Here is a 19783-nt window from a genome sequence, read left to right on the forward strand (position 1 = left end):
GTAGGTCAGGAGATCTTGGCGACGGTCGCGCGGACCTTGTCGGCGATCTCGGTGGGCAGCGGGGCGTAGCCGAGGGCCTTGAGGGCGCTCTGGCCGTCCTTGCTGGAGATGTAGGTCAGGAAGGACTTGGTGGCGGGCAGCGTCTCGGCCTTGTTGCCCTTGTTGCAGGCGATCTCGTACGTCACCAGGGTGATCGGGTAGGCGCCCTCGGCCTTGGTGGTGTAGTTGAGGTCCAGGGCCAGGTCATCGCCCTTGCCGACCTGCTTGGCCTCGGAGATGGCCTTGGAGGCGTTGTCGACGGTGGCCTCGACCGGCTCCTTGGCACCGGTGTTCAGCTTGGCCGTCTGGAGCTTGCCGGCCGTGGCGTACGACAGCTCGAAGTAGGAGATCGCGCCGCTGGTCTGCTTGACCTGCGAGGAGACACCGGCGGAACCGGAGGCCGCCTGGCCGCCCTCGCCCTCCCACTTCTTCGCCGGCTCGTGCTTCCAGCCACCGGCGGCCTTGAGGTACTTGGTGAAGTTGTCGGTGGTGCCCGAGTCGTCGGAGCGGTGGAACGGCTGGACCTTGAGGTCCGGGAGCTTCGCGCCCGGGTTCAGCTTCTTGATCGCCGGGTCGTTCCACTTCTTGATCTCCGAGTTGAAGATCTTCGACAGCGTCTTGGCGTCCAGCACCAGGTTGTCGACGCCGGGGACGTTGTAGCCGACCGCGATCGGGCCGCCGACCATCGGCAGGTCGATGGCCTGGCCGCCCTTGCAGACCTGCTTCGACTTGGTGACCTCGTCGGGCTTGAGGGCCGAGTCGGAGCCGGCGAAGGCGGTCTGCCCCTGGAGGAAGGTCGTGACACCGGCGCCGGAGCCGGTCGGCTGGTAGTTGATCTCGGTGCCCTTGCAGGCGCCCGCGTAGTTCTGCACCCAGACGTCCATGGCGTTCTTCTGCGCGGACGAGCCGGACGCGAGCAGCTTGCCCTTGCCGTCGCACTTGATGTTGGACGGCTTGGCGGCGCCGCCGCCACCGGCACCGGTGGTGTCATCGGAGCCGCACGCGGACAGGGCCAGGGCACCGGAGACGGCGAGAGCGCCAACGGCGAGGGCGCGAACCCGGTTCTTGCGCTGAAGCTTCACTGTCGAGAGTTCCTTCCTGGGGCGCGCCGCTTCGTCGGCGTGCGAGATGGTGAGCGGGGCATTGGCTGTCGCGTTCGTGCGAGGCCAGCTAGCCGTGTCGCGCTTGCGCTGTGGGCATGGCGCGCACTCGGTACGGCTGAAATTAGGTAGATCAGGTGAAGCGGCCGATGGAGGAGAGTGAACGCAGGGTGAACCTCGGCCATCGGCTGGGTGCGGGGGGAGAAGTGCTCACCGAGTGGTGCGAAACGGCCCGTCACCCTGTTGAATTACCAGTCGGTATGGCAGCATCCGCGCCTGAGACAAGGCGATATCGGTGCGGAACGACCGGAGGTGGCTGGTGGGGAGCCAGGGGGCACAGCAGGACGTTCGGGACGTACGAGGCATGCGGGGGGCACGGGGAGTAAGGGGCCGCAGACTGGTGGTGTGCACCACCGTCGTCCTGTGCGCGATGGGTCTGCTCGGTGGCACGGCGACGGCCGCGTACGCCGATGACCCGAAGAACCCGTCCGCGGACGCCCGGCGGGCCGGGAACGCCGCAGCCGCCGCGGACGCCGACGCCCAGCGCCTCGACGGCGTACGCAAGAAGATCGAGGCCCTCTACCGCCAGGCCGAGCAGGCCACCGACGCCTACAACGCTGCCGAGGAGCAGGTCGGGCTCCAGCAGAAGGAGATCGTCAGGCTGGCCCGCAGCATCGACCGCACGCAGCACAAGCTGGCCGCCCTGAAGCGGCAGGCGGGCTCGCTGGCCAGCGCCCAGTACCGCGGCGGCGGGCTGCCCTCCGAGGCGAAACTGATGCTCGACACCGACCCGGAAGGCTTTCTCGACAATGCCACCCTGGCCCGTAAGGGACAGTTCGCCGCCAAGCGTATGATCAGCCAACTCGGGCGTCTCAAGGGTGACTTGGAGAAGTATTCGGACTCCGCCACGGACCGCTGGGAGCAGCTGGAGGCGAACCGCAAGAAGAAGGAAAGCGCTCAGCGGGACATCAAGAAAAAGATCGACGAGGTAAAGCAGCTGGAATCCCGGCTGGCCGCCAAGGAAAAGGACCGGCTGAAGAAGCTGGAGGACGCGCAGGCCTTCGCGCGGCAGCAGAAGTGGCTCGACTCCGGCGTGCTGAAAGACATCAGCAACAATGCGTCGGCGGCCGGCAAGAAAGCGATTTCCTTCGCCACCGCACAGCTCGGCAAGGACTATGTCTGGGGCGCCGAGGGGCCGGACACCTTCGACTGCTCCGGGCTGACCCTGCGGGCCTGGCAGGCCGGTGGCCACACGATTCCACGCACCTCACAGGAGCAGTGGCGGCAGCTGCCCCGCGTCGGCCTCAGGGATATGCGGCCGGGCGATCTGATCATTTATTTCTCGGATGCCAGCCATGTCGGGATGTATCTCGGTGACGGCGCAATTGTGCACGCACCACGCCCCGGCCGGCAGGTGACGATCACCGGCGCCGGTTCCATGCCGATCCTCGGCGTCGTCCGCCCCGATGGTGGGGACGACGGCGATGGCGCGCGTCACAACGGGCGATGAATGACCGGATTTCTTGCTGTCTGAGGGTTGTCGTGGCGTAGCGGAATGCACTCAAGCGGGGTGATGTTCGTCATTCCGCATTCCACCCTCCCCAGGTCAAATGGCTTATCGGGTGCGGCATATGACGATGGCCGATTGCCGCCGGGCATTCCATACCTCTCCGTACTGACGCTATGGTCGCCTGTCAGTGCCTGGCACGACCCACTCATTTGACCGACGAGCGACGTGGAGCCGGGCACGGTGGTGCGCCGTCGGCGCCCCGCCGCACCCCTCGGGGGGAGGGAAGGAAGCAGACCAATGCCCGTACCCGTACCGCACCAGCGGACGGTCGTGCTGCCGCATCAGGCAGGACCGGCGGACGACGCCTGCGCGCATACCGCGCGGGTCGCCGATGCGCCGGGCGCGGGGGACGCGACGGCCCGGGGCACGAGCGTCCCGGCGCCCGCCGGCGGCCAGGAACCGGCCCGTCCGGCACCGCAGGGCTTCCCGGAGCCCGGGCAGCCCCAGCCGGCCGAGCAGCGATTTTCGGCCGACCGTGGACCGCTCCACCAGGGCCTGACCCTGCTCCTCATCGGCGAGGACCCCAACAGCCATGTCCCCGAGATGTGGGACTGGGCCGGCCGCAAGGTGCGCCTGCGGACCGCCCGCAACCTCACCGAGGCCGAGCGGCTGCTCACCGACGATGTGCACTGCATCCTGCTCGACCTGCCCCCGGCGGAGCGCACCACCGACCGTGACACCGGCGACGCCGACGGGACCCCCGGTGACGAGCTGGGCATGCTGCGCGACGTACTGCGCATGGCCACCTCGCACGCCGTCCTCGTCCTCACCTACGAGACGGACGCCGAGCGCGCCGCCGACGCCGTCCGCGTCGGCGCCCAGGACTACCTCTTCCGCGACGAGCTGGACGGCGCGGTGCTCAGCCGCGCGGTCCGCTACGCCGTCGAGCGCAAACGCGCCGACCTCGCCCAGCGCCAGCTGACCGAGTCACGGATGCTCGCCCAGGAGAACGCCCGCCTGGAGCGCGGTCTCCTGCCCACGCCCCTGCTCGACGGCTCCGACCTCCGGTTCGCCGCCTGCTACCGCCCCGGCCGCAGCCGCGCGCTGCTCGGCGGCGACTTCTACGACACCGTCCGCACCCCGGACGGCACCGTCCACGCGATGATCGGCGACGTCTGCGGCCACGGCCCGGACGAGGCCGCCCTCGGCGTCGAGCTGCGGATCGCCTGGCGCGCGCTGACCTTCGCCGGGCTCTGCGGCGATGAGCTGCTCGCCACCCTTCAGAAGGTGCTGGAGCACGAGCGCGCGGACGACGAGATCTTCGCGACGCTGTGCACCGTCGACATCTCCGCGGACGGCCGCCGCGCCGGTCTGTGCCTGGCCGGCCACCCCGCACCGCTGCTGGCCCGGGCCGGCGAGCGCCCGGACCTGCTGCCGTACGAATTCGGCGGCCCGGCGCTCGGCCTGCTGCCGAACGCCCGCTGGCCGCGCCGGCAGGTCGAGCTGGGCGGTTCCTGGAGCCTGATGATGTACACCGACGGCCTGATCGAGGGCCGGATCGGCAAGGGCAATCAGCGCCTCGGCCAGGAAGGCATGACCGAGCTGGTCAGCCGCCAGATGGCGGCCGGTCTCAGCGGCGAGGAGCTGCTGGACGCGTCGGTCAGGGAGGTCCGCGATCTCAACGGCGGCGAGCTGACGGACGACGTGGCCGTCCTGCTGCTGGACCGGCGCTGACGCAAGCCGCGGGTCGCCGGGGCCGTGCGGCTCGGCGCAGGTCAGCGCCGCCGTGGGCCCCGGGGGCCGGGCGGCTGGGTGTGGCTCAGCGCCCGCCGTTGTAGGGCCCGTACGGCCCGTCCGAGCTGGAGCCCCCGCGGCGCGGTCCGCGGCCACCGCCGGAGACCTCCCGGAGCGCCGGCCGGACGTCGACGGTGTAGACGATCACCGCGATCACGCCGATGACCGGCAGGAACGACATGATCGGCAGGATGAACAGCAGCGCCGTGGCCAGCGCGAGGAAAATCAGCCACATGCCCTTGGTCTGCTTGCTCGCCGCGCGATAGGCGTCTTCCCGCCGCACGGCCGCATCGATCAGCATCACGGCGGCATAGACACCCAGGGCGAGCTGCACCCAGCTCAGAATGCTCTGGAACCCGTAAATCAGCACGCCCTGCACCGCCCGTTCGCCCGTCGTGTCGTCTCGGTCCGCTGCTGCGGCCGTCGGCCGCCCACGCGGCCCCACCGTACCCGCACAACGGACCGGGCACCTGAGGTGTGCCCGGCCCGTGCGGTCAATCGGCGCTCCCGGCGCCGGGTGAGCCGGCTCACAGCCCACTCACGCGGTGCTCCGCGGTCACTTGGCGGACGGCGGGGTGCTCTTCCGGGCCGGCGCGGGCTTGCGCTGCGCGACGGGCTTCTTCGGCGCGGCCGGCTTGGGCTGCGTCGACGGGGTGGCCTTGGTCTCCGCCTTGGTCCCGTTGGCGGCCTGGTTCTTCGCGCCGCTCTTGTTCGCGGGCTTGGGCGCGGGCTCCGGCTCGATCGCCACCGCGAGGTCCTCGACCTGGTCGGCGGCCTCGCCGCGCCAGGTCGCCACGGCGCCCCGGCCGCGCTCGGCCAGCTCCTCGTAGCCCTCACGGGCCCGGACGACGGCCTCGGCGGCCCGGCCCACGCCCTGGAGCGCCAGCTCCTGCGCCTGGTCGCGGACCTTCTTGATGTCGCCGTCCAGCGACCCCAGCAGCTCGCCGAGCTTCTCCTGGGCCTCCTTGGCCTGCTTGCTAACCAGGGCCTGGACGTCCTTGGGGTCGGTGCTGCGGACGGACTCGAAGCGCTTGGGCGCCTCCGCCCGGATCTTCTCGACGAACTGCGGGACCTCGCCGAGCTTCTCGGCAGCCAGGTCGACGGTGCCGGCCAGGGCGTACAGCGGGGTCGCGTCGGTCAGGGCCTTGCGGAGGTCATCGGTGTTGATGGCCATGGCGTTGTTCCTCCTGGAAACGGAATCGGTTGCTCAGGTGGCGTGCGGGCCGCCGTCGGCCTCTGTCGTGAAGGAGTCCGTGCCGCGCCCGTCCTCATGTCCGCTCGCAGCGGTGTCCTTGCCGTCGCTCCCGAGCCCGTTCTCCTTGCGGAAGGACTCGTAGATCTGGAGCAGGACCTGCTTCTGCCGCTCGTTCAGCGCCGGGTCGGTGAGTATCGCGGTCTGCACTTCGACCCCGTCCAGACCGCGCCGCTCGTCCAGGATCCCGGCCTGGACATACAGCGTCTCCGCGGATATCCGCAGCGCCTTGGCGAGCTGCTGAAGAATCTCCGCGCTCGGCTTGCGCAAGCCGCGCTCGATCTGGCTGAGGTACGGATTGGACACCCCGGCGGCATCCGCGAGCTGCCGCAGACTCAGCTGCGCCGTGCGCCGCTGCTCCCGCAGGAACTCGCCGAGATTGCCGACATTGAGTGATGCCATACCCCGATGGTGCCTCGCTCTGCTAACTATTGCAAGCAAGCGCTAGCAATAGTGCTCCGGTCGGGTGGGGGCGGTCGTGTGGCTGAGCACTTCAGTTGGCCACTGGGCGTTTCAGTTGGCCGCTCCGGTGCTCAACGCCGGGCCGCTGCGGCGCTCCTGGTTGCGGGGTCGAGTACTTCCAGGGCGACGTCCGCGCCTGCTACGGCGTGCCGGCGAGCCTGCCCATCACTTCGTACATCTGCGGCGGGGCCAGCGGGGCGACGGAAAGCGGTTCTTGCGCTGGTTCCGTGCTCAGTCCGGTGAGCAGGAAGGCGACTTGGCGGCGCCAGGCATCGGGCGCGGTGTCCGCGGCCGCGCGAGCGAGGAGAGCGTTGGTGCCGAAGAAGAGCAGGAGGTCTTCGCCGGTGAAGTCCGGGCGGACGGCGCCGGCGAGCTGGGCTCGCTCGATGATCCGTGTGGCGGCGTCCTTCGTCTGGCCGCAGATGGCCATCAGGCACTCGGCGGCGGGAAAGCGTCCGCTGACGACGTCGGCGACTGCGGGATCGGTGGCCTGCAGTTCACAGACCCTCTCGATGTAGTACGCGAACCCCTTCCCGGCCTCCTCGAAGGACAGGGCGTGTTCGGCGGCTTCGCCGAGGCGGTCTGCGGCCAGCCCTGCCACGACTTCGTCGATGAGTGCCTCGCGGGTGCCGAAGAGGTTGTAGAGCGTGCCGTGGCTAACTCCGGCCCGGCGGGCGATCTCCTTGAGGGGCACCTTGAGGCCGCGCTCCTGGAAGAGTTCGGCGGCGGCTGCCCGCAGTTTCTCCGCGTTCCGTTGCGCGTCGGCCCGCATCAGGTCGCTCCTCCTGGTTCCGGCGCTGCGGCCACCCTGGCCGCATCCCCCCTCAGACTAACTTGACCCCCGGGTCAAGCCGCGTGCTACCGTCGGCGAATAAGTTGACCCAGGGGTCAAGAAGACTGTCGTGGCAAGGGGTAGTCCTATGTCCAAAGTGATCGCCGTCTTCGGCGCCGGTACCGGTCTGGGGGTGTCCGTCGCCCGCCGCTTCGGGCGCGAAGGCTTCCGGGTCGCCCTGGTGGCCCGCCGCAAGGACCGGCTGGACGCCCTCGTCGAGGTGCTCGCCGGTGAAGGCATCGAAGCGGTCGCATTCCCCGCCGATCTTTCCCAGCCGGCCGGGGTGCCCGCCCTCGTTGAGGCGATCCATGACCGCTTCGGCCGGATCGACGTGGTCGAGTATGGGCCGATCAGCGGCGACCAGGGCTTCACCCCCGCCGCCGAGCTGGACGCGGCCACCCTGGAGGGCCTGACCCCGCTGCTGCTGCTCACCCCGGTCGAGGTGGTCCGGGCCGTGCTGCCGGAGTGGACCGAGCGCGGCGAGGGCACCTTCCTGCTGGCTCAGGGCTACTCGGCGGCGCAGCCCATGCCCCACCTCAGCGGCCTGGGACCGGTGATGGCCGCCACGCGCAATTACCTGTACTCCCTCAACGCCGAGCTGGCGGACAAGGGGATCTACGCCGGTGCTCTGACCATCGCGTCCCTGATCGCCCGCAGTGAGGTGTCCGCCGCGGCCCAGGCCGCCTTCGAGTCGGCCGACGGCCCGCATTTCCCGGTCGCCGACCCGGACGACCTCGCGGAGCTCTACTGGGACATGCACGCCAAGCGCGACCGCGTCGAGCAGTTCCACCCCGAGTCGCCGACTCTGCAGGCCCCCGCGTAGTACCTGCGACCCCGAGCAGGGAGCCCCGGACCAAGTGCCTGCCAGGCGGCCAATGCGACTTCGCGGAACACGGCCTCACCATGCCAAAGCAATCCATACCCCGAGGCCAACCATGAAGCTCAAGGTGGCCAACTGGAGCGCTCAGTCACAGGTCGGTGTGACTTCCAGCGTTAGCTGTCACATTTCAGCGCTTGTTGTCACTGCTGTGACTTAGACAGTGCCCTACGTGGCGAGGCGGATTCCCGGTGCTTCCCTTGCACTCACATCCTTGCGTTCACCCGCTTGACCCAACGGGCCGAGGTCGCCGCGGCAACGGCCGGCCTGGCTCGGGCATCCGCGGGCCGGTCGCGCGGTGGACTCAGCATGTGGGGAGCGCGGGTGGTCCGGCGGCCTCCCCCGGTCGGCCAGCCGCGCCCCCAGCCGATGACGATGGCGAGATGGAGCGGTAGCGGCGAGCGACGCGAGGCAGTGAAATCTGCCAAGGGCGCCTTCTCCCCGTTTGGCATTGCGCTGGATAGCGACAATGGCGTGATCTACGTCAGTACCTACGAGGGCCAGCTGTGGCGGTTCTCGCTGAGTGTTCTCCAGAGCCCCGAGCTGATCGAAATCGTGACAGACATTCCATGAGCTGGAGCGTCAAACGGCGAGTGGGCTCGGTGGGCCCGGGCGGGTCGTGCGGATAGCCGGTTCGCTCAGCCGGCCTGGGACGCCACGCCTTCGGGCTGTCTCACCACAGCGAACTGGGTGCCGCAGCACGGTGCGCGCTGTGGCGTACGTCCAGGGCGGCTCAGCGGCCCACTACAGGAGATGGAAGGGGGCGGGGCGCGGCCCTCCCGGACCGGCTGTGTGGTTCCTGGGTGTCAATTGAGGACGGTCAGGCCGAGAGCGGCGCTGATCTGGGCGGCTTGGTCGGGGGAGATGACCGCGCCGCGGAGTTGGGTGGCCAGGGTGAGGGTGAGTTCGCCGAGGTCGGCGCCGCGTAGGTCGGCGCCGGTGAAGTCCGCGGCTCGTAGGTTGGCCTCGGCGAGTCGGCAGTCTTCGAAGGTGGTGTCGCGGAAGTCGACGCCGCCGAGGTCGGCTTCGGTGAAGCGGATGCCGGTCAGGTGGGTGCCGCGCAGGCTGAGGCCGTTGAGGTTGGCCACGGCCAGGTTGCAGCGGGTGAAGGTGATGCCCAGTCCGCGATGCCTGGTGAGGCGGGCGCCGATCATGCGGCAGCCGGTGAAGGCGGCACCGCCGAGCATGGCGCCGCTCCATTTGGTGTTGGCGAGGTCGGCGCCGTCGCAGAGCAGGTCGCCGCAGTCGGCGTCGGTGAAGTTCGCGCCCGCCGCGCTGCCGCGGTCGATGCGGGCCTGGTCGAGCAGCGCGCCGGTGAAGTCGGCTGTGTGGGCGGTGCAGTCGGTGAAGACGGCCTCGGCGAGGTGGGCGCCGCGCAGCGAGGCCCGGGTGAAGGTGCAGCGGGTGAATGTCCGGGGCGCGGCGGCGGGATTCTTGAGGGCTGTGCGCAGGTCCAGGCCGGTGAAGTCGACGTCTTCGAGGTCAGTGCTGGTGGCGAGCAGCGTCAAAGGATCCGCGGCGGGGGCGGCGTCGCTGGGCGTGTGGGTGGTGTTGTGGCCGTACGGCCGTGGTGTGTCTGTCACGGTTTCCCTCTCGTGTGGGGCAGGGCGCGGCGGGTTGTTGTCAGCGGCTGGTGGATGGCACGGCCTGGAGAGGCAGAGGGGCCCTGTTGTCGGCGGTTTCCTTGCGGCCGGTGGAGCGGCGGGCCTTGAGGGTGTCGTAGGCGGCGGTCAGCGCGAGGCCGGCGATGGCCCATATGGCCAGGGTGAGCCAGTAGTCGGCGATGCCGTTGCCGTCGAAGTACATGATCTGGCGCAGGCTGCCGGAGGTTGAGGTCAGCGGCAGGACGTCGTGGAGGGCGCGGACGAGGCCGGGCATGGTGGCGATGGGCAGGGCTGCGCCGGAGGCGGGCATGCCGAGGAACATGAAGATCCCGGCGGCGGGCAGGGCGGTCAGCCGTCCGCAGAAGCGGGAGAGCAGCAAGGTGCCCATGCCGACGGCCATGACGGTGAGCCAGCCGGTGACCCAGATGCCGGGGGCGGATCCGTGCAGGGCACCCAGGACCGGTCCGGCGACGGCCCAGATGGTGACGGTGACGACGGCGCCGAAAGCGGCGAGTGCGGCCACTGCGCGGCGTCGGGTGAGGGCTGGTCCGAAGGCGGTCGTGAGGACGACGACGGGGAGGTAGCCCGCGAGGGTCAGGCCGATGGAGGCGTACATGGTGGTGGTGTCGCTGGTGTCGTGGGGGCTGAGCGTGACCAGGTCGCGGACCTGGAGGAACTGGTGCTGCTGGACGGCGGTGTTCTCGAAGGGCGCGGCGGCCATGGTCACACCGGAGGCTCCGGCAGCGGAGGCGACGTAGAGGACGGGTCCGTTGGGCTGCGGCGGTTGGGCGAAGGAGGTGCTGGCCGTGCCGGCAGTGCGGTCGCCCGGGGACGGCGAGGGGACGTACGCGGCTGCCACGGTCCGGTGTTCGACCAGCTGGCGGGCTCGCTCACTCGTGGTGACAGTGGTGATGTCGTACGCGTCGCCCACCGCCTTCTGCAGCGAGGCGGCGAGCGGGGCGGTCTGGGCCGGCGGTCCAGCGACCGCGACCTTCATCTCGTGCGGGGCCGGTGCGTGCATGGCGGCGGTGTAGACGCCCACCAGCAGCACGGACAGGGCGAACGGGAACAGCAGGGCCTGCATGATCTTTCGGGCCACGGATCCTCCTAGGGCTGGACCGGCGAGGCTGCGGCCAGTACGCCGCAATACGCATCTCTGAAGATACATCTATCATGATGCATCTTGAAAGATGTACTATTGGGGTGTTCCCGGAGGAGGGCTCGCACGTGGTACCGACCAGTTCCCTGAACCTTGCCGACCTGCACCAGCTCGGCAGGCGGCTCACCGCCGCCGCGACCGCAGCCATGAAGGACTCCTCCGACCTGGGGCCCACCGAGCTCCTGGTGCTGGAATGCCTGTACACCGCCGGCCCGCAACCGGTCGGCACGATCGCCCACCGCACCGGCTTCGCCCAAAGCCGCGTCTCCACGGTGATCGCGGCACTACGCGAGAGGGGACTCGTCGAACTGAGCACCGACGCAGCCGACCGGCGCCGAACCATCGCCAAGATCGCCGAGCATGCCCGCACCCAGGCACACCACGCCAGAAGCCGGGACGCCGAACCAACCCTCCGCCAGCTGCTCCCGGAGACGTCGGACGCGGAGATCTCGCAGACTCTCGCCGCCCTTGGCAACCTCCATGCCGCCCTGGGCAAGGCGGCGCCAGAACCATCCGAGGCCACCAACGGCTGACAGGCAAGGGCGCCGCGACCGTGTGCCGAGTGGCGACGCCCTCGACAGACCCTGCGATAGGAAGACAGCCCACCCAGGCCGCCTCCGACGGCCGGACCCGACGAGACCGGGTCGGCGTCGAGGCGCTTCCGTCTCTACCGTGAACGAGGCTTCCGCAAAAGCCAGGCCGTTTGAGAACTACGAGCCCCGGCGTTCTCAAATCACCTGGCACCCCAGCGGGTCAGTAGCCCCCCATTCGCCAGATGCACTGCGACAGGACACGGATGGGGCATGCCCCGGGCGAGGGGCTGCACTCCCATGGCCAGAGCGATGTCAGTACTTCCCGCTACCGTCGGGGGATGCGAGGTTCATACGGAGTCCCCTTTGACGCGCGACACCTTGCAGGACTGTGAGGGGTGTGGCACCACCGTCAAGTACAGGGGAGAGGGTCGACGTTCGGGGCATTGCCTCAGCTGTAGTCAGATGGCCCGACAAGGCCGCCGATACAACCTGACAGCAGGCGGCATGAGGGCCATTCTGGAGTTTCAGGGTGGTGTTTGCGCCTTGTGTGGCGAGAAACCGGAGAGGGAGGACGCAAGCTCCTCGTACTGGCACATTGATCATGATCACCAGTGCTGTGCTCCGTCAGACGCCGCATGGTCCATCTGTGGAGGATGCGTCCGAGGCTTGCTGTGCATCGGGTGCAACGCTCGGGGTGTTGCCTGGTACGAACTCCTTCCTCTTGATCGTAGGGACTGGGGCCGCATGAACGACTACCTGACCAACCCGCCAGGCCGTCGCCTTCGCCTTGCTGGAGGACTCCAGTTCCTGCTGGGGGACATCGTGCGTGACCGTCTGGCCTGACTCAGGTAAGCGAGGGTCGCTGCGGACATCACTTGGGCTCCCAGGGAGTGCACTCCAACTCGTCTGGATGTCAGTGGTGTTGGCTATCATGGACGTGGTTGACGAGATCCTTGAAAGGCATGGTGCATCGGTGATGATGGCCAACCGCTACAGCGCTCCAGTCGAGGAGCAATAGGCGCGCCTGGCCGGCGCTCTCCTGTTGCGACGCCCGCTGGGCGGCGACGCTGTGACGTGATCCAGCGCAGGCTGCATCCTGCCCTGATTCAGGTGACGGCGCTCCGACGGAGTACGGGAGGGCCCTACTTGTCTGCCACCACTTCTACCTGCGACCACCGCGTGTATCACGTTGTCGTCGTCGCTCTGGTATCTGTCATCACTGGGCTGGTTGCGGGGATCGGCTCCGTTGCTCTTGGCCAGCCCCCCCTCACCGCCGTAGCTTCTGGCGGTGCCGTTCTTGCCTTCACCTACGGCGCTGGCATGACCGCCGTGTCGCACGTGAGTAAGCGTCGGCAGTAGCAGCTGCTCTGGGGCGGCCGTCATGGCCGCCCCTAGGTGTATTGATCACGAGCGTTGTTAACAGTCGCCGGGCTTGATCATGGCGAAGACCTCCGGTGTGGTGGAGGTGTCTAGGCTCCACACCACGCACGGAGGTCTTCATGTCCCACCGTAATGCCCGGCTGACCGTCTTTGGCCGACGGCTGCTGGTCGAACGGGTCCGCTCCGGTCGTCCTGTCGCGCATGTGGCCGCTGAGATGGGGGTGTCAAGGCCCACCGCCCACAAGTGGATGCGCCGGTGGCGGGCGGAAGGCGAGGACGACCAGGAGCGGAATCGAAGCGCCGCAAGGGCTGCGAAGGGGGTAGCTGATCGGCTGGTGGATCCGTTTGGCCTCGTCGACGAGTGGGACGAGGAGCTCGGCTGCGGCATTTTCATCGGGTGAGCGGAGCAGGCGGTCCGCGATTTCGAGGACGGCGCCCGTGACGACGGGGTCATCTGGAGGGTCGGTGTATGCCTGCCCAGGCCGATGGACCAGCACGTGCCCGTTCTTCGACGGCAGTTCCGCCGAGCGTGCGTAACGCTGGCGGGAGCCTCCCGGCCCGAACCACTCGCGCCAGACCACCCAGAGCGTCTGGTAGCTGGGGACAGCGACGTCCCGGTCGGGAAAGGTCTCGCGTACGTACTGATGGATCATGCGAGCCCGGGTCCGCATCGTCACCTTCGACCGGTGCAGGGTCTCCGCGCGGACCGCGAAGATCGCCGCACGGATCTCCTCGGTGATGCTGGGGTGGCCGCCACTCTCGCGCAGCCACCGATCGTCCGCGCAGCCCATCAGGCCCGCTTCCCGCCGTCGGCGGTCCCAGCGGATCAGGGTGCGGTAGCCGACCCGGTCCAGGCCCAGCAACTTCGCCTGGTGGCGGTCCATGGCTGCGAGTTCGGCGACTTTCGCGAGGCGGCGGGCGGTCAGCGTGGTGGTGGCCGGGTCGTATTCGGGTTTCGGTTCGCCCGGCTCGGGACGCAGCGGGTCGCCGCTGCGGTAGCCGGTCTCCACCTCCAGCAGGTGGGCCAAGCGGCAGGCAGCCAGTTCTCGCCGTCTGGGCTCCAGATCCTGTGCGGTCTTCGGCTGTCGGCCCCGGCCCGAGCCCTGGGCTGCAGTCCGGGACGAGGGACGGCAGTTGGGGTGGCTGGCCAGGAAGCGTAAGGTCACTGGCTGCCGGGTGCCGTCGTCACCGACCAGGTGGACCCGGCCGAGCTCGGGTTCGCGGCGCTCTACCGTCCATTGCCTGCCGTCCAGCACCAGTGCCGCCCCCGGCGACAGGTCCAGGACGGCCGCCGTCGCCCAGCGGGGTTGATCACCGCGGACCGGTCACCGAACGGCCGGCTCAGGTCCGTGCCGAGGCGCCGGTGCCGGAGCAGGTGCAGAAGCTGTGCGCGGGCCAGCGGTGGAAAAGGGGTGGCGTCAACGAGTTCGCCGAACGTGCCGCCCTCTCGGGCCGCCGTCATGAGCACCGGCTGTAGCCCGAGCGGGTCGGACAGGGGCCGGCGCTGAGAGGAGAAGGCATCGACCGCGGCGGCAACATGATCCCTCCAGCCCGCCACGACGGTGTAGTGCCAGCCGCAGGCCAGCGCAACCTCGGCGGTCGCGGTGAATGCCTCCAGATCCTCCGGCGCGATCAGTGGCCGTGGCCGTACGTCGATCAGCCAGATGCCGGTCCGGGTCACCGCCAGGAAGTCTGGGATGTGCCCCCTGCGGCCGGTCGTGGTGTTGAACCGCAGTCGCAAGGGCTGCGACAGCACGTCGACGAGGCCAGCAGCGAAGTCGAGGACCAGGAGCAGGCGGGCCTCCTCCAAGCTTTCCGCCCCGTGATGACGCCCGGTGCTGACGAGGAATTGAAGGCTGGGGCGGTGGCGTTGGGCCCGGCGCCAGGAGAACCAGCGGATCGGAGTGCCGTCCGTCATGGGCGTGTGGGCCAGATCCCGCACGGTGCACGAGACCTCGTCACCCGCTGTCCGCCAGGTCACCGTCCAGCGGCGCGTCCACTCCGGCCCGAGGGCGAGGCCGTCTCTGCCCGGCGTCACGGACACCGGGAGGAGCAGGTCCTCCCACCGGCAGCTGTGCGACCACGGGCCACCGTCCCAACCCGCAGCCTGGGACGGTGGCCGTACCGGGGAATGCGCCCCGTCCACACCACCACATGACCACCGCCGAGAACGCCAAGCGGACCAGTCTCCGAACCTGGTGACCACTCGGCCTGGAGACGCCCGGAAGTGACAACTACCGCGTGAATCTGGTGACAGAAAGAACTGAAATCACGAGAGAACGCCCCAGGTCAGAGACCGTCAAGATGACAGCTAACGCTGGAAGTCACAGTCGGCCTGTGGGGGCGGCGGGCCGGGTGGCTTGTTCCTTTCTTGCCGGGTGCCCGATGGGGGCGGGGAAACACCCTCGCGGGTGGACGCCGTAACGTCCGACGGCGTTACGGCGGTCCCGGTATGGCCTGCCCCTCCACCGGCCGGGTCCCGATGATGACCGTGGCGTAGAGCTCCTCGGAGGCGGTCACCCTGGGGATCAGCCCGTTGCGGGTGAAGGCCTCGACCGCGTGCGGGGCCTGCCGTTCGCTCGTCTCGACCAGCAGATGGCCTCCTGGCGCCAGCCACTGTGGCGCGGCTGCGGTCACCCGTCGCAGGACGTCGAGCCCGTCCGTACCGCCGTCGAGCGCCACCAGCGGCTCGTACTCGCGGGCCTCGGGCGGCAGCAGCCCGACCTCGCCGGTCGGTACGTAGGGCACGTTGGCCACCAGGACGTCGATACGACCCCGGAGGCCGCCGGGCAGGGCGTCGAAGAGGTCGCCCTCGTACACCTCGCCCCCGGCGGGAACGACATTGCGGCGGGCGCAGCGCACCGCGGCGGGCTCGATGTCCGCCGCGTGCAGCTCGATCCGCTCCAGGGCGTCGGCCAATACGGCGCCCACCGCACCGGATCCGCAGCACAGGTCGACGACGACCGGTGCCCGCCCGGTGCGGGCGCCGGCCCGGCGCCCGAGGCCGACGGCCTGGCCCACGAGGAACTCGGTACGGCGGCGCGGTACGAAGACGCCGGGATCGACGGTGACCCGCCGGCCGTAGAACTCCGCCCAGCCGACGACGTGTTCCAGGGGCAGGCCGATGACGCGCCGCTCCACCATGGCGGCGAGTTCGGCCGCGGTGCGCGCGGTGGAGAGGAGCAGCTCCGCCTCGTCCTCGGCGAAGACGCAGCCGGCGGCGCGCAGTTCGCTGATGACGGTGGAGCGGGAGTGCGGTGCGGAGAGGGGTGCCGGGAGGGGCGATGAGAGCGGTGACGGGTGGGACGGCAACGGAGATGACGACATGTGAGCCTTTCGGGGCGCCGAGTGCGCTTCCCGGGTCACGTGTGCCGGAGGGTCACCTGCATCGGGTGGACCGCACGGGCGTGAGCCGGGAGCACCTGCCTGGTCTGGCGGGGAATCGGTCTCACCTCCTGGGTCCGTTCACTGATGGCAGCGCCACCCTACCTGACCTGGGCCTCGTCGCCCAGGCAGCCGTGGCGTGGCCGGTCCCGCGACCGCTGCCCTCCCTCCCCGGACGCCGCAGGGCCGCGGTGGGCGCGAACGCCGAGCCCAACTCACAATGGCTGGAAAGTACTTGTCGAATTGGAAAGTACTTGTCACGCTGAATGCAGGAAGCCGGATCATCGGACAGGGGGAATCGGCATGGGTGAGTACGCCTCACACGACGCGGCGGCCGCACTGGCCCGAGTGCGGGAGCTGGACTCGACGGTGCGGAGGGGATCGAAGTGGTACGTGCGGTATCAAGTGATCTACGGCTGCGCGGCCGCGGTCATGGTGCTGTGCATCGGACTGCTGCCCTCGCCCCATGGGGTGGCGATCGGCACCGGCGGCTGGATCGCCACCGTCGCCGCGCTGTCGGTCTACGCGGCCCGGCAGCGCGTTTCCCGGCGCGGCTTCGGTCGGCGGCATATAGGCATGATCATGGTGTGGACGCTGCTCTACCTCGCGGTGCTGTTCCCCGGCGTGACGTGGCATCAGGGTGCCGCGTCGTGGTGGGTCCCCGGCGCAGTGGTGGTAGCCCTTCCCGGGCTGATAGGCGGCTATCTGGAGGCGCGGCGGTGACCGAAACGAGTCCGGGAGCACATCCACGTCATGAACTCGACGAGGTGATTCACGCCCCGGTCCGCTTCTCCATCGTGGCCACCCTGGCGGCCGCCGACAAGGCCGAGTTCGCCTTCGTCCGCGACACCGTCGAGGTGAGCGACTCGGTCCTGTCGCGCCAGGTCGCCACCCTGGAGAAGGCCGGCTATGTCGCCGTCACCAAGGGATACGTCGGCAAGCGCCCGCGGACCTGGCTCGCCCTGACACCCAGCGGCCGCACCGCCTTCGCCGCGCACTGCCAGGCCCTGCGGGCCATAGCGGGAGACGGCGCCGGCGGAGGCTGACGGAGGGTGTGGCCACCGACGGGGCGACGTGGATGTCAGAGGCGTGCCGTATTTGCCTGGCCCCTTGCAGCCCATCAAACCCCGCCTGGACAAAACGCTGTTGACTTGGAGCGCACTCCAACTCATACCGTCCGGGACGGGATTACGGGACAGGTCCGCCACGCGGGCCCCGGACTCAAGGCGCAGGGATCAGGGCGCTGGGGGCCGGGAGTTCGGAGCCCTGAGTCCGGGATGCAGATCCCGTCCACCGCACGTCCAGGAGGTAGCAACAGCATGACCACGACGAATATCCCGACGCGTCACCTCGGTGAGCTGGCGGTTTCCGCACAGGGGCTCGGCTGCATGGGCATGAGCCACGCCTACGGGGAGTCGGACGACACGCAGTCGATCGCGACCATCAACCACGCGCTCGACCTCGGCGTCAGCTTGCTGGACACCTCCGACTTCTACGGCGCGGGACACAACGAGGAGCTGATCGGCCGGGCCATCGCCGGGCGGCGGGACGAGGTGGTGCTGGCGACCAAGTTCGGCTTCGCCAACGCCCTCGGCGAGCCGACCGTGATCCGGGGCGACGCCGCCTACGTGCGAGAGGCCTGCGACGCGTCGCTGCGCCGGCTCGGGGTCGACCACATCGACCTCTACTACCAGCACCGCGTCGACCCCGAGGTGCCGATCGAGGAGACCGTCGGCGCGATGGCCGAACTCGTCACGGCCGGCAAGGTGCGACACCTCGGACTGTCCGAGGCGAGTGCGGCGACCATCCGCCGGGCGCACGCGGTGCATCCGATCGCCGCGCTCCAGAGCGAGTGGTCGCTGTGGACCCGCGTCCTGGAGGACGAGATCGCACCGGTGTGCCGTGAACTCGGCATCGGCCTGGTGCCGTTCTCGCCGCTCGGCCGCGGATTCCTGACCGGGCGCTACACCTCGGCGAAGGACCTGCCGGAGTCCGACATGCGCCGCAGCCAGCCGCGCTTCGCCGACGGCAACCTGGAGCAGAACCTGACCATCGTGAAGAAGCTCGACGAACTCGCCGCGGAGAAGGGCGTCAGCGCCGGCCAGCTCGCCCTGGCCTGGGTGCAGCACCGTGGTGCCGATGTCGTGCCGATCCCCGGCACCCGCCGCCAGAAGTACCTGGAAGAGAACCTCGGCGCGCTCGCGATCGAGCTGACCACCGAGGAACTCACCGCAATCGACGCCGCCGCCCCGACCGGCCAGATAGCCGGAACCCGCTACGACGAGGCCAGCATGACGTTCGTCGACGGGTGAGGGGCTGAGGACGGGCTTGCAGCGATGAGGCTGAAGGCTGGTCCGAGGTCCGAGGGCCGAGAGCTGGTGGCTGGTGGCTGGCGGCTGCTGGCGGACGGCTGACGGGCCTGGCTAGGGGCCTGGGGTGCTGTGCCGGACGCTGCCGGGCCTGATGGGGGCAGGAGTGTGGTTGAGGGGCACGGGCATCAGGCGCTCCCGGGGGCGTTGAGGGTGCCGTGCAGCAGGATGGCGATGAGTTCGTCGAGGGTCAGCGGCGGTGCGTCGGCCTCCGGCGCCGATGCCGGTGCCTGTAGCCGGGTGAAGAGCAGGCCCAGAAAGGCGGCGGCGACCTTCTCGGGGCTCAGGCGGAAGGCGGTCCGGTCGGGTTCGAGCAGCTCGATGACCGCGTTGCGCAGGGCGGTGAGGGACTGCGTCCGGCTGCCCGGCGGCGGAGCCTGCCCCTCCCGGCCGTTCGACGGTGAAGCTTCCCCGCCCCGCCTGTTCGGCCGGGGAGCTTCCCGGTCCCGGCCATCCGGTGGGGGAAGTCCCCCGTCCCGGCCGTCCGGTGGCGCAGCCTCCCCGCCCCGGCCGTCCGGCGGGGCAGTCTCCCCGCCCCGGCTCCCGATACCGGGGGCCGGGCCCCGCCGATGGCCCGAGGCGTGAAGGGCGCCGACGACGGTGCCCATGCGTTCCACATGGGCGTGCAGTGCCTCGGCGGCCTCGGCCAGCCGGGCGGCGAGTGGTTCGTCCAGGGAGATCGAGGCGAGTTCGCGCAGCACATGGTCGGTGCCGACCGCCTCGGTGACGCAGGCGTCCAGCAGCTCGTCCTTGTCCTTGAAGGCCCGGAAGATCGTGCCTTCGCCGATGCCTGCGGCGCGCGCGATCTGGCTGGTGGTGACGGCCGCGCCGTAGTCCGCCACGAGCGGCAGCGCGGCGGCCACGATCATGGCCCGGCGCTCCTCGACGCTCATGCCTGGGGCGCGTCGGCGGGAGGTGGGAGGTTTCATGACGACACACTACGGAGTGAGCACTCACTCCGTACATGGATGCGCGCCTCGGCTTCCCGCTCCTTAGACTTCTTGCAGCGCGATAGGGCCGGTCCCACGGCCGCTGTGCAGGGCCGTCGCCCGTACGGAAGGACGGCGCGCCATGGACTGGAAGCTCGAACTGGTACCGGTTCCGGTCACCGATGTGGAGCGGGCGAAGCGCTTCTACAGCGAGCAGATGGGCTTCGCTGTCGATCACGACATGTGCATCGGCGACGAGGCGCGCATCGTGCAGCTGACGCCGCCGGGGTCGGGCTGCTCGATCGTCATCGGCGCGGGCACCGGCGTCATGGAGGAGAAGCCAGGTTCTCTGCAAGGGCTGCAATTGGTGGTCTCCGATATCGCCGCGGCCCGTGCGCAACTGGTGGAACGGGGAGTGCCGGCCGGCCCCGTGCAGCACGTCGAGGACGGCGCGATGGCGGACGGCCCCGGCGGGGCATGGAACTCGTTCGTCTACTTCAGCGACCCGGACGGCAACGGCTGGGCGCTCCAGGAGCGTCCCGAGACCTGAACGCGGCGG

General features: G+C 69.6%; 20 protein-coding genes and 1 pseudogene. 10 read left to right on the plus strand and 11 right to left on the minus strand.

What is annotated here, in order from left to right:
- Nucleotides 1–5: 5 nt before the first annotated feature.
- Nucleotides 6–1121 (minus strand): phosphate ABC transporter substrate-binding protein PstS, encoded by a 1116-nt coding sequence (pstS, locus tag CP981_RS22540; RefSeq protein WP_085927972.1) that lies wholly within the window; start codon nt 1119–1121, stop codon nt 6–8.
- Nucleotides 1122–1539: 418 nt separating this feature from the next.
- Here pstS and CP981_RS22545 point away from each other — a divergent pair, with 418 nt between their 5' ends.
- Both CP981_RS22545 and CP981_RS22550 read left to right on the plus strand, forming a co-directional pair.
- Nucleotides 1540–2649 (plus strand): C40 family peptidase, encoded by a 1110-nt coding sequence (locus CP981_RS22545; protein WP_244329751.1) that lies wholly within the window; start codon nt 1540–1542, stop codon nt 2647–2649.
- A gap of 297 nt (nt 2650–2946) precedes the next feature.
- Complete coding sequence (locus tag CP981_RS22550; RefSeq protein ID WP_085927971.1) at nt 2947–4383, plus strand: PP2C family protein-serine/threonine phosphatase; 1437 nt, start codon at nt 2947–2949, stop codon at nt 4381–4383.
- An 85-nt stretch (nt 4384–4468) separates the two neighbouring features.
- On the opposite strand, the gene CP981_RS22555 is transcribed toward CP981_RS22550, so the two are convergent.
- The 4 genes from CP981_RS22555 to CP981_RS22570 all read right to left on the minus strand — a co-directional run bounded on the left by CP981_RS22555 (nt 4469) and on the right by CP981_RS22570 (nt 6929).
- Complete coding sequence (locus tag CP981_RS22555) at nt 4469–4813, minus strand: DUF2516 family protein (RefSeq protein WP_018093407.1); 345 nt, start codon at nt 4811–4813, stop codon at nt 4469–4471.
- A 186-nt stretch (nt 4814–4999) separates the two neighbouring features.
- Nucleotides 5000–5617, minus strand: a complete 618-nt coding sequence (locus CP981_RS22560) for a hypothetical protein (RefSeq protein WP_085927970.1) — start codon at nt 5615–5617, stop codon at nt 5000–5002.
- A 33-nt stretch (nt 5618–5650) separates the two neighbouring features.
- Nucleotides 5651–6097 (minus strand): helix-turn-helix domain-containing protein, encoded by a 447-nt coding sequence (locus tag CP981_RS22565; protein WP_085927969.1) that lies wholly within the window; start codon nt 6095–6097, stop codon nt 5651–5653.
- Between the two features lie 199 nt (nt 6098–6296).
- Nucleotides 6297–6929, minus strand: coding sequence for a TetR/AcrR family transcriptional regulator (locus CP981_RS22570; RefSeq protein WP_085927968.1), 633 nt, complete (start codon nt 6927–6929; stop codon nt 6297–6299).
- Between the two features lie 148 nt (nt 6930–7077).
- On the opposite strand from CP981_RS22570, the gene CP981_RS22575 reads away from it, so the two are divergent.
- Nucleotides 7078–7812: an SDR family NAD(P)-dependent oxidoreductase gene (locus tag CP981_RS22575; protein ID WP_085927967.1), complete on the plus strand. Its 735-nt coding sequence runs from the start codon at nt 7078–7080 to the stop codon at nt 7810–7812.
- An 860-nt stretch (nt 7813–8672) separates the two neighbouring features.
- On the opposite strand, the gene CP981_RS22580 is transcribed toward CP981_RS22575, so the two are convergent.
- Nucleotides 8673–9449 carry a pentapeptide repeat-containing protein gene (locus tag CP981_RS22580; protein WP_085927966.1) on the minus strand — a complete coding sequence of 259 codons (777 nt, stop codon included), beginning with the start codon at nt 9447–9449 and terminating at the stop codon, nt 8673–8675.
- 40 nt (nt 9450–9489) lie between these two features.
- On the minus strand, nt 9490–10569 hold the full coding sequence (locus CP981_RS22585) for a YhgE/Pip domain-containing protein (RefSeq protein WP_085927965.1): 1080 nt from the start codon (nt 10567–10569) through the stop codon (nt 9490–9492).
- A gap of 128 nt (nt 10570–10697) precedes the next feature.
- Between CP981_RS22585 and CP981_RS22590 the strand changes: the two genes are divergently transcribed.
- The 3 genes and pseudogenes from CP981_RS22590 to CP981_RS22610 all read left to right on the plus strand — a co-directional run.
- Entirely contained in the window at nt 10698–11162 is a 465-nt protein-coding gene (locus CP981_RS22590) for a MarR family winged helix-turn-helix transcriptional regulator (RefSeq protein ID WP_244329752.1), read from the plus strand.
- 462 nt (nt 11163–11624) lie between these two features.
- Nucleotides 11625–12005: an endonuclease domain-containing protein gene (locus tag CP981_RS39555; RefSeq protein WP_282960657.1), complete on the plus strand. Its 381-nt coding sequence runs from the start codon at nt 11625–11627 to the stop codon at nt 12003–12005.
- A 656-nt stretch (nt 12006–12661) separates the two neighbouring features.
- Nucleotides 12662–12844: pseudogene (locus tag CP981_RS22610) on the plus strand (helix-turn-helix domain-containing protein); the annotation flags it as partial.
- Here CP981_RS22610 and CP981_RS37830 read toward each other — a convergent pair.
- The 3 genes from CP981_RS37830 to CP981_RS22620 all read right to left on the minus strand — a co-directional run bounded on the left by CP981_RS37830 (nt 12767) and on the right by CP981_RS22620 (nt 15869).
- Nucleotides 12767–13570, minus strand: a complete 804-nt coding sequence (locus tag CP981_RS37830) for a hypothetical protein (RefSeq protein WP_167536027.1) — start codon at nt 13568–13570, stop codon at nt 12767–12769. The pseudogene CP981_RS22610 and the gene CP981_RS37830 overlap by 78 nt on opposite strands.
- 200 nt (nt 13571–13770) lie before the next feature.
- Nucleotides 13771–14586, minus strand: a complete 816-nt coding sequence (locus tag CP981_RS22615) for a TnsA-like heteromeric transposase endonuclease subunit (protein WP_085927962.1) — start codon at nt 14584–14586, stop codon at nt 13771–13773.
- Between the two features lie 392 nt (nt 14587–14978).
- On the minus strand, nt 14979–15869 hold the full coding sequence (locus CP981_RS22620) for a putative protein N(5)-glutamine methyltransferase (RefSeq protein ID WP_085927961.1): 891 nt from the start codon (nt 15867–15869) through the stop codon (nt 14979–14981).
- A gap of 360 nt (nt 15870–16229) precedes the next feature.
- On the opposite strand from CP981_RS22620, the gene CP981_RS22625 reads away from it, so the two are divergent.
- The 3 genes from CP981_RS22625 to CP981_RS22635 all read left to right on the plus strand — a co-directional run bounded on the left by CP981_RS22625 (nt 16230) and on the right by CP981_RS22635 (nt 18238).
- Nucleotides 16230–16649 carry a hypothetical protein gene (locus CP981_RS22625; protein WP_085927960.1) on the plus strand — a complete coding sequence of 140 codons (420 nt, stop codon included), beginning with the start codon at nt 16230–16232 and terminating at the stop codon, nt 16647–16649.
- Nucleotides 16646–16972, plus strand: a complete 327-nt coding sequence (locus CP981_RS22630; RefSeq protein ID WP_085927959.1) for a winged helix-turn-helix domain-containing protein — start codon at nt 16646–16648, stop codon at nt 16970–16972. Before CP981_RS22625 ends, CP981_RS22630 begins: the two co-directional genes overlap by 4 nt.
- A gap of 273 nt (nt 16973–17245) precedes the next feature.
- A complete protein-coding gene (locus tag CP981_RS22635) occupies nt 17246–18238 on the plus strand; it encodes an aldo/keto reductase (protein WP_085927958.1) in 993 nt (330 codons plus the stop codon).
- A 185-nt stretch (nt 18239–18423) separates the two neighbouring features.
- Here the strand turns inward: CP981_RS22635 and CP981_RS22640 are convergent, their stop codons facing one another.
- Nucleotides 18424–19224 carry a TetR/AcrR family transcriptional regulator gene (locus CP981_RS22640; RefSeq protein ID WP_244329753.1) on the minus strand — a complete coding sequence of 267 codons (801 nt, stop codon included), beginning with the start codon at nt 19222–19224 and terminating at the stop codon, nt 18424–18426.
- A gap of 142 nt (nt 19225–19366) precedes the next feature.
- On the opposite strand from CP981_RS22640, the gene CP981_RS22645 reads away from it, so the two are divergent.
- The gene (locus tag CP981_RS22645) at nt 19367–19774 is read left to right on the plus strand and encodes a VOC family protein (RefSeq protein WP_085927957.1); all 408 of its coding nucleotides are present in this window, start codon (nt 19367–19369) and stop codon (nt 19772–19774) included.
- Nucleotides 19775–19783 lie beyond the last annotated feature (9 nt).

Source organism: Streptomyces platensis, from assembly GCF_008704855.1.
In the GTDB taxonomy this organism is placed as follows: Bacteria; Actinomycetota; Actinomycetes; order Streptomycetales; family Streptomycetaceae; genus Streptomyces; species Streptomyces platensis.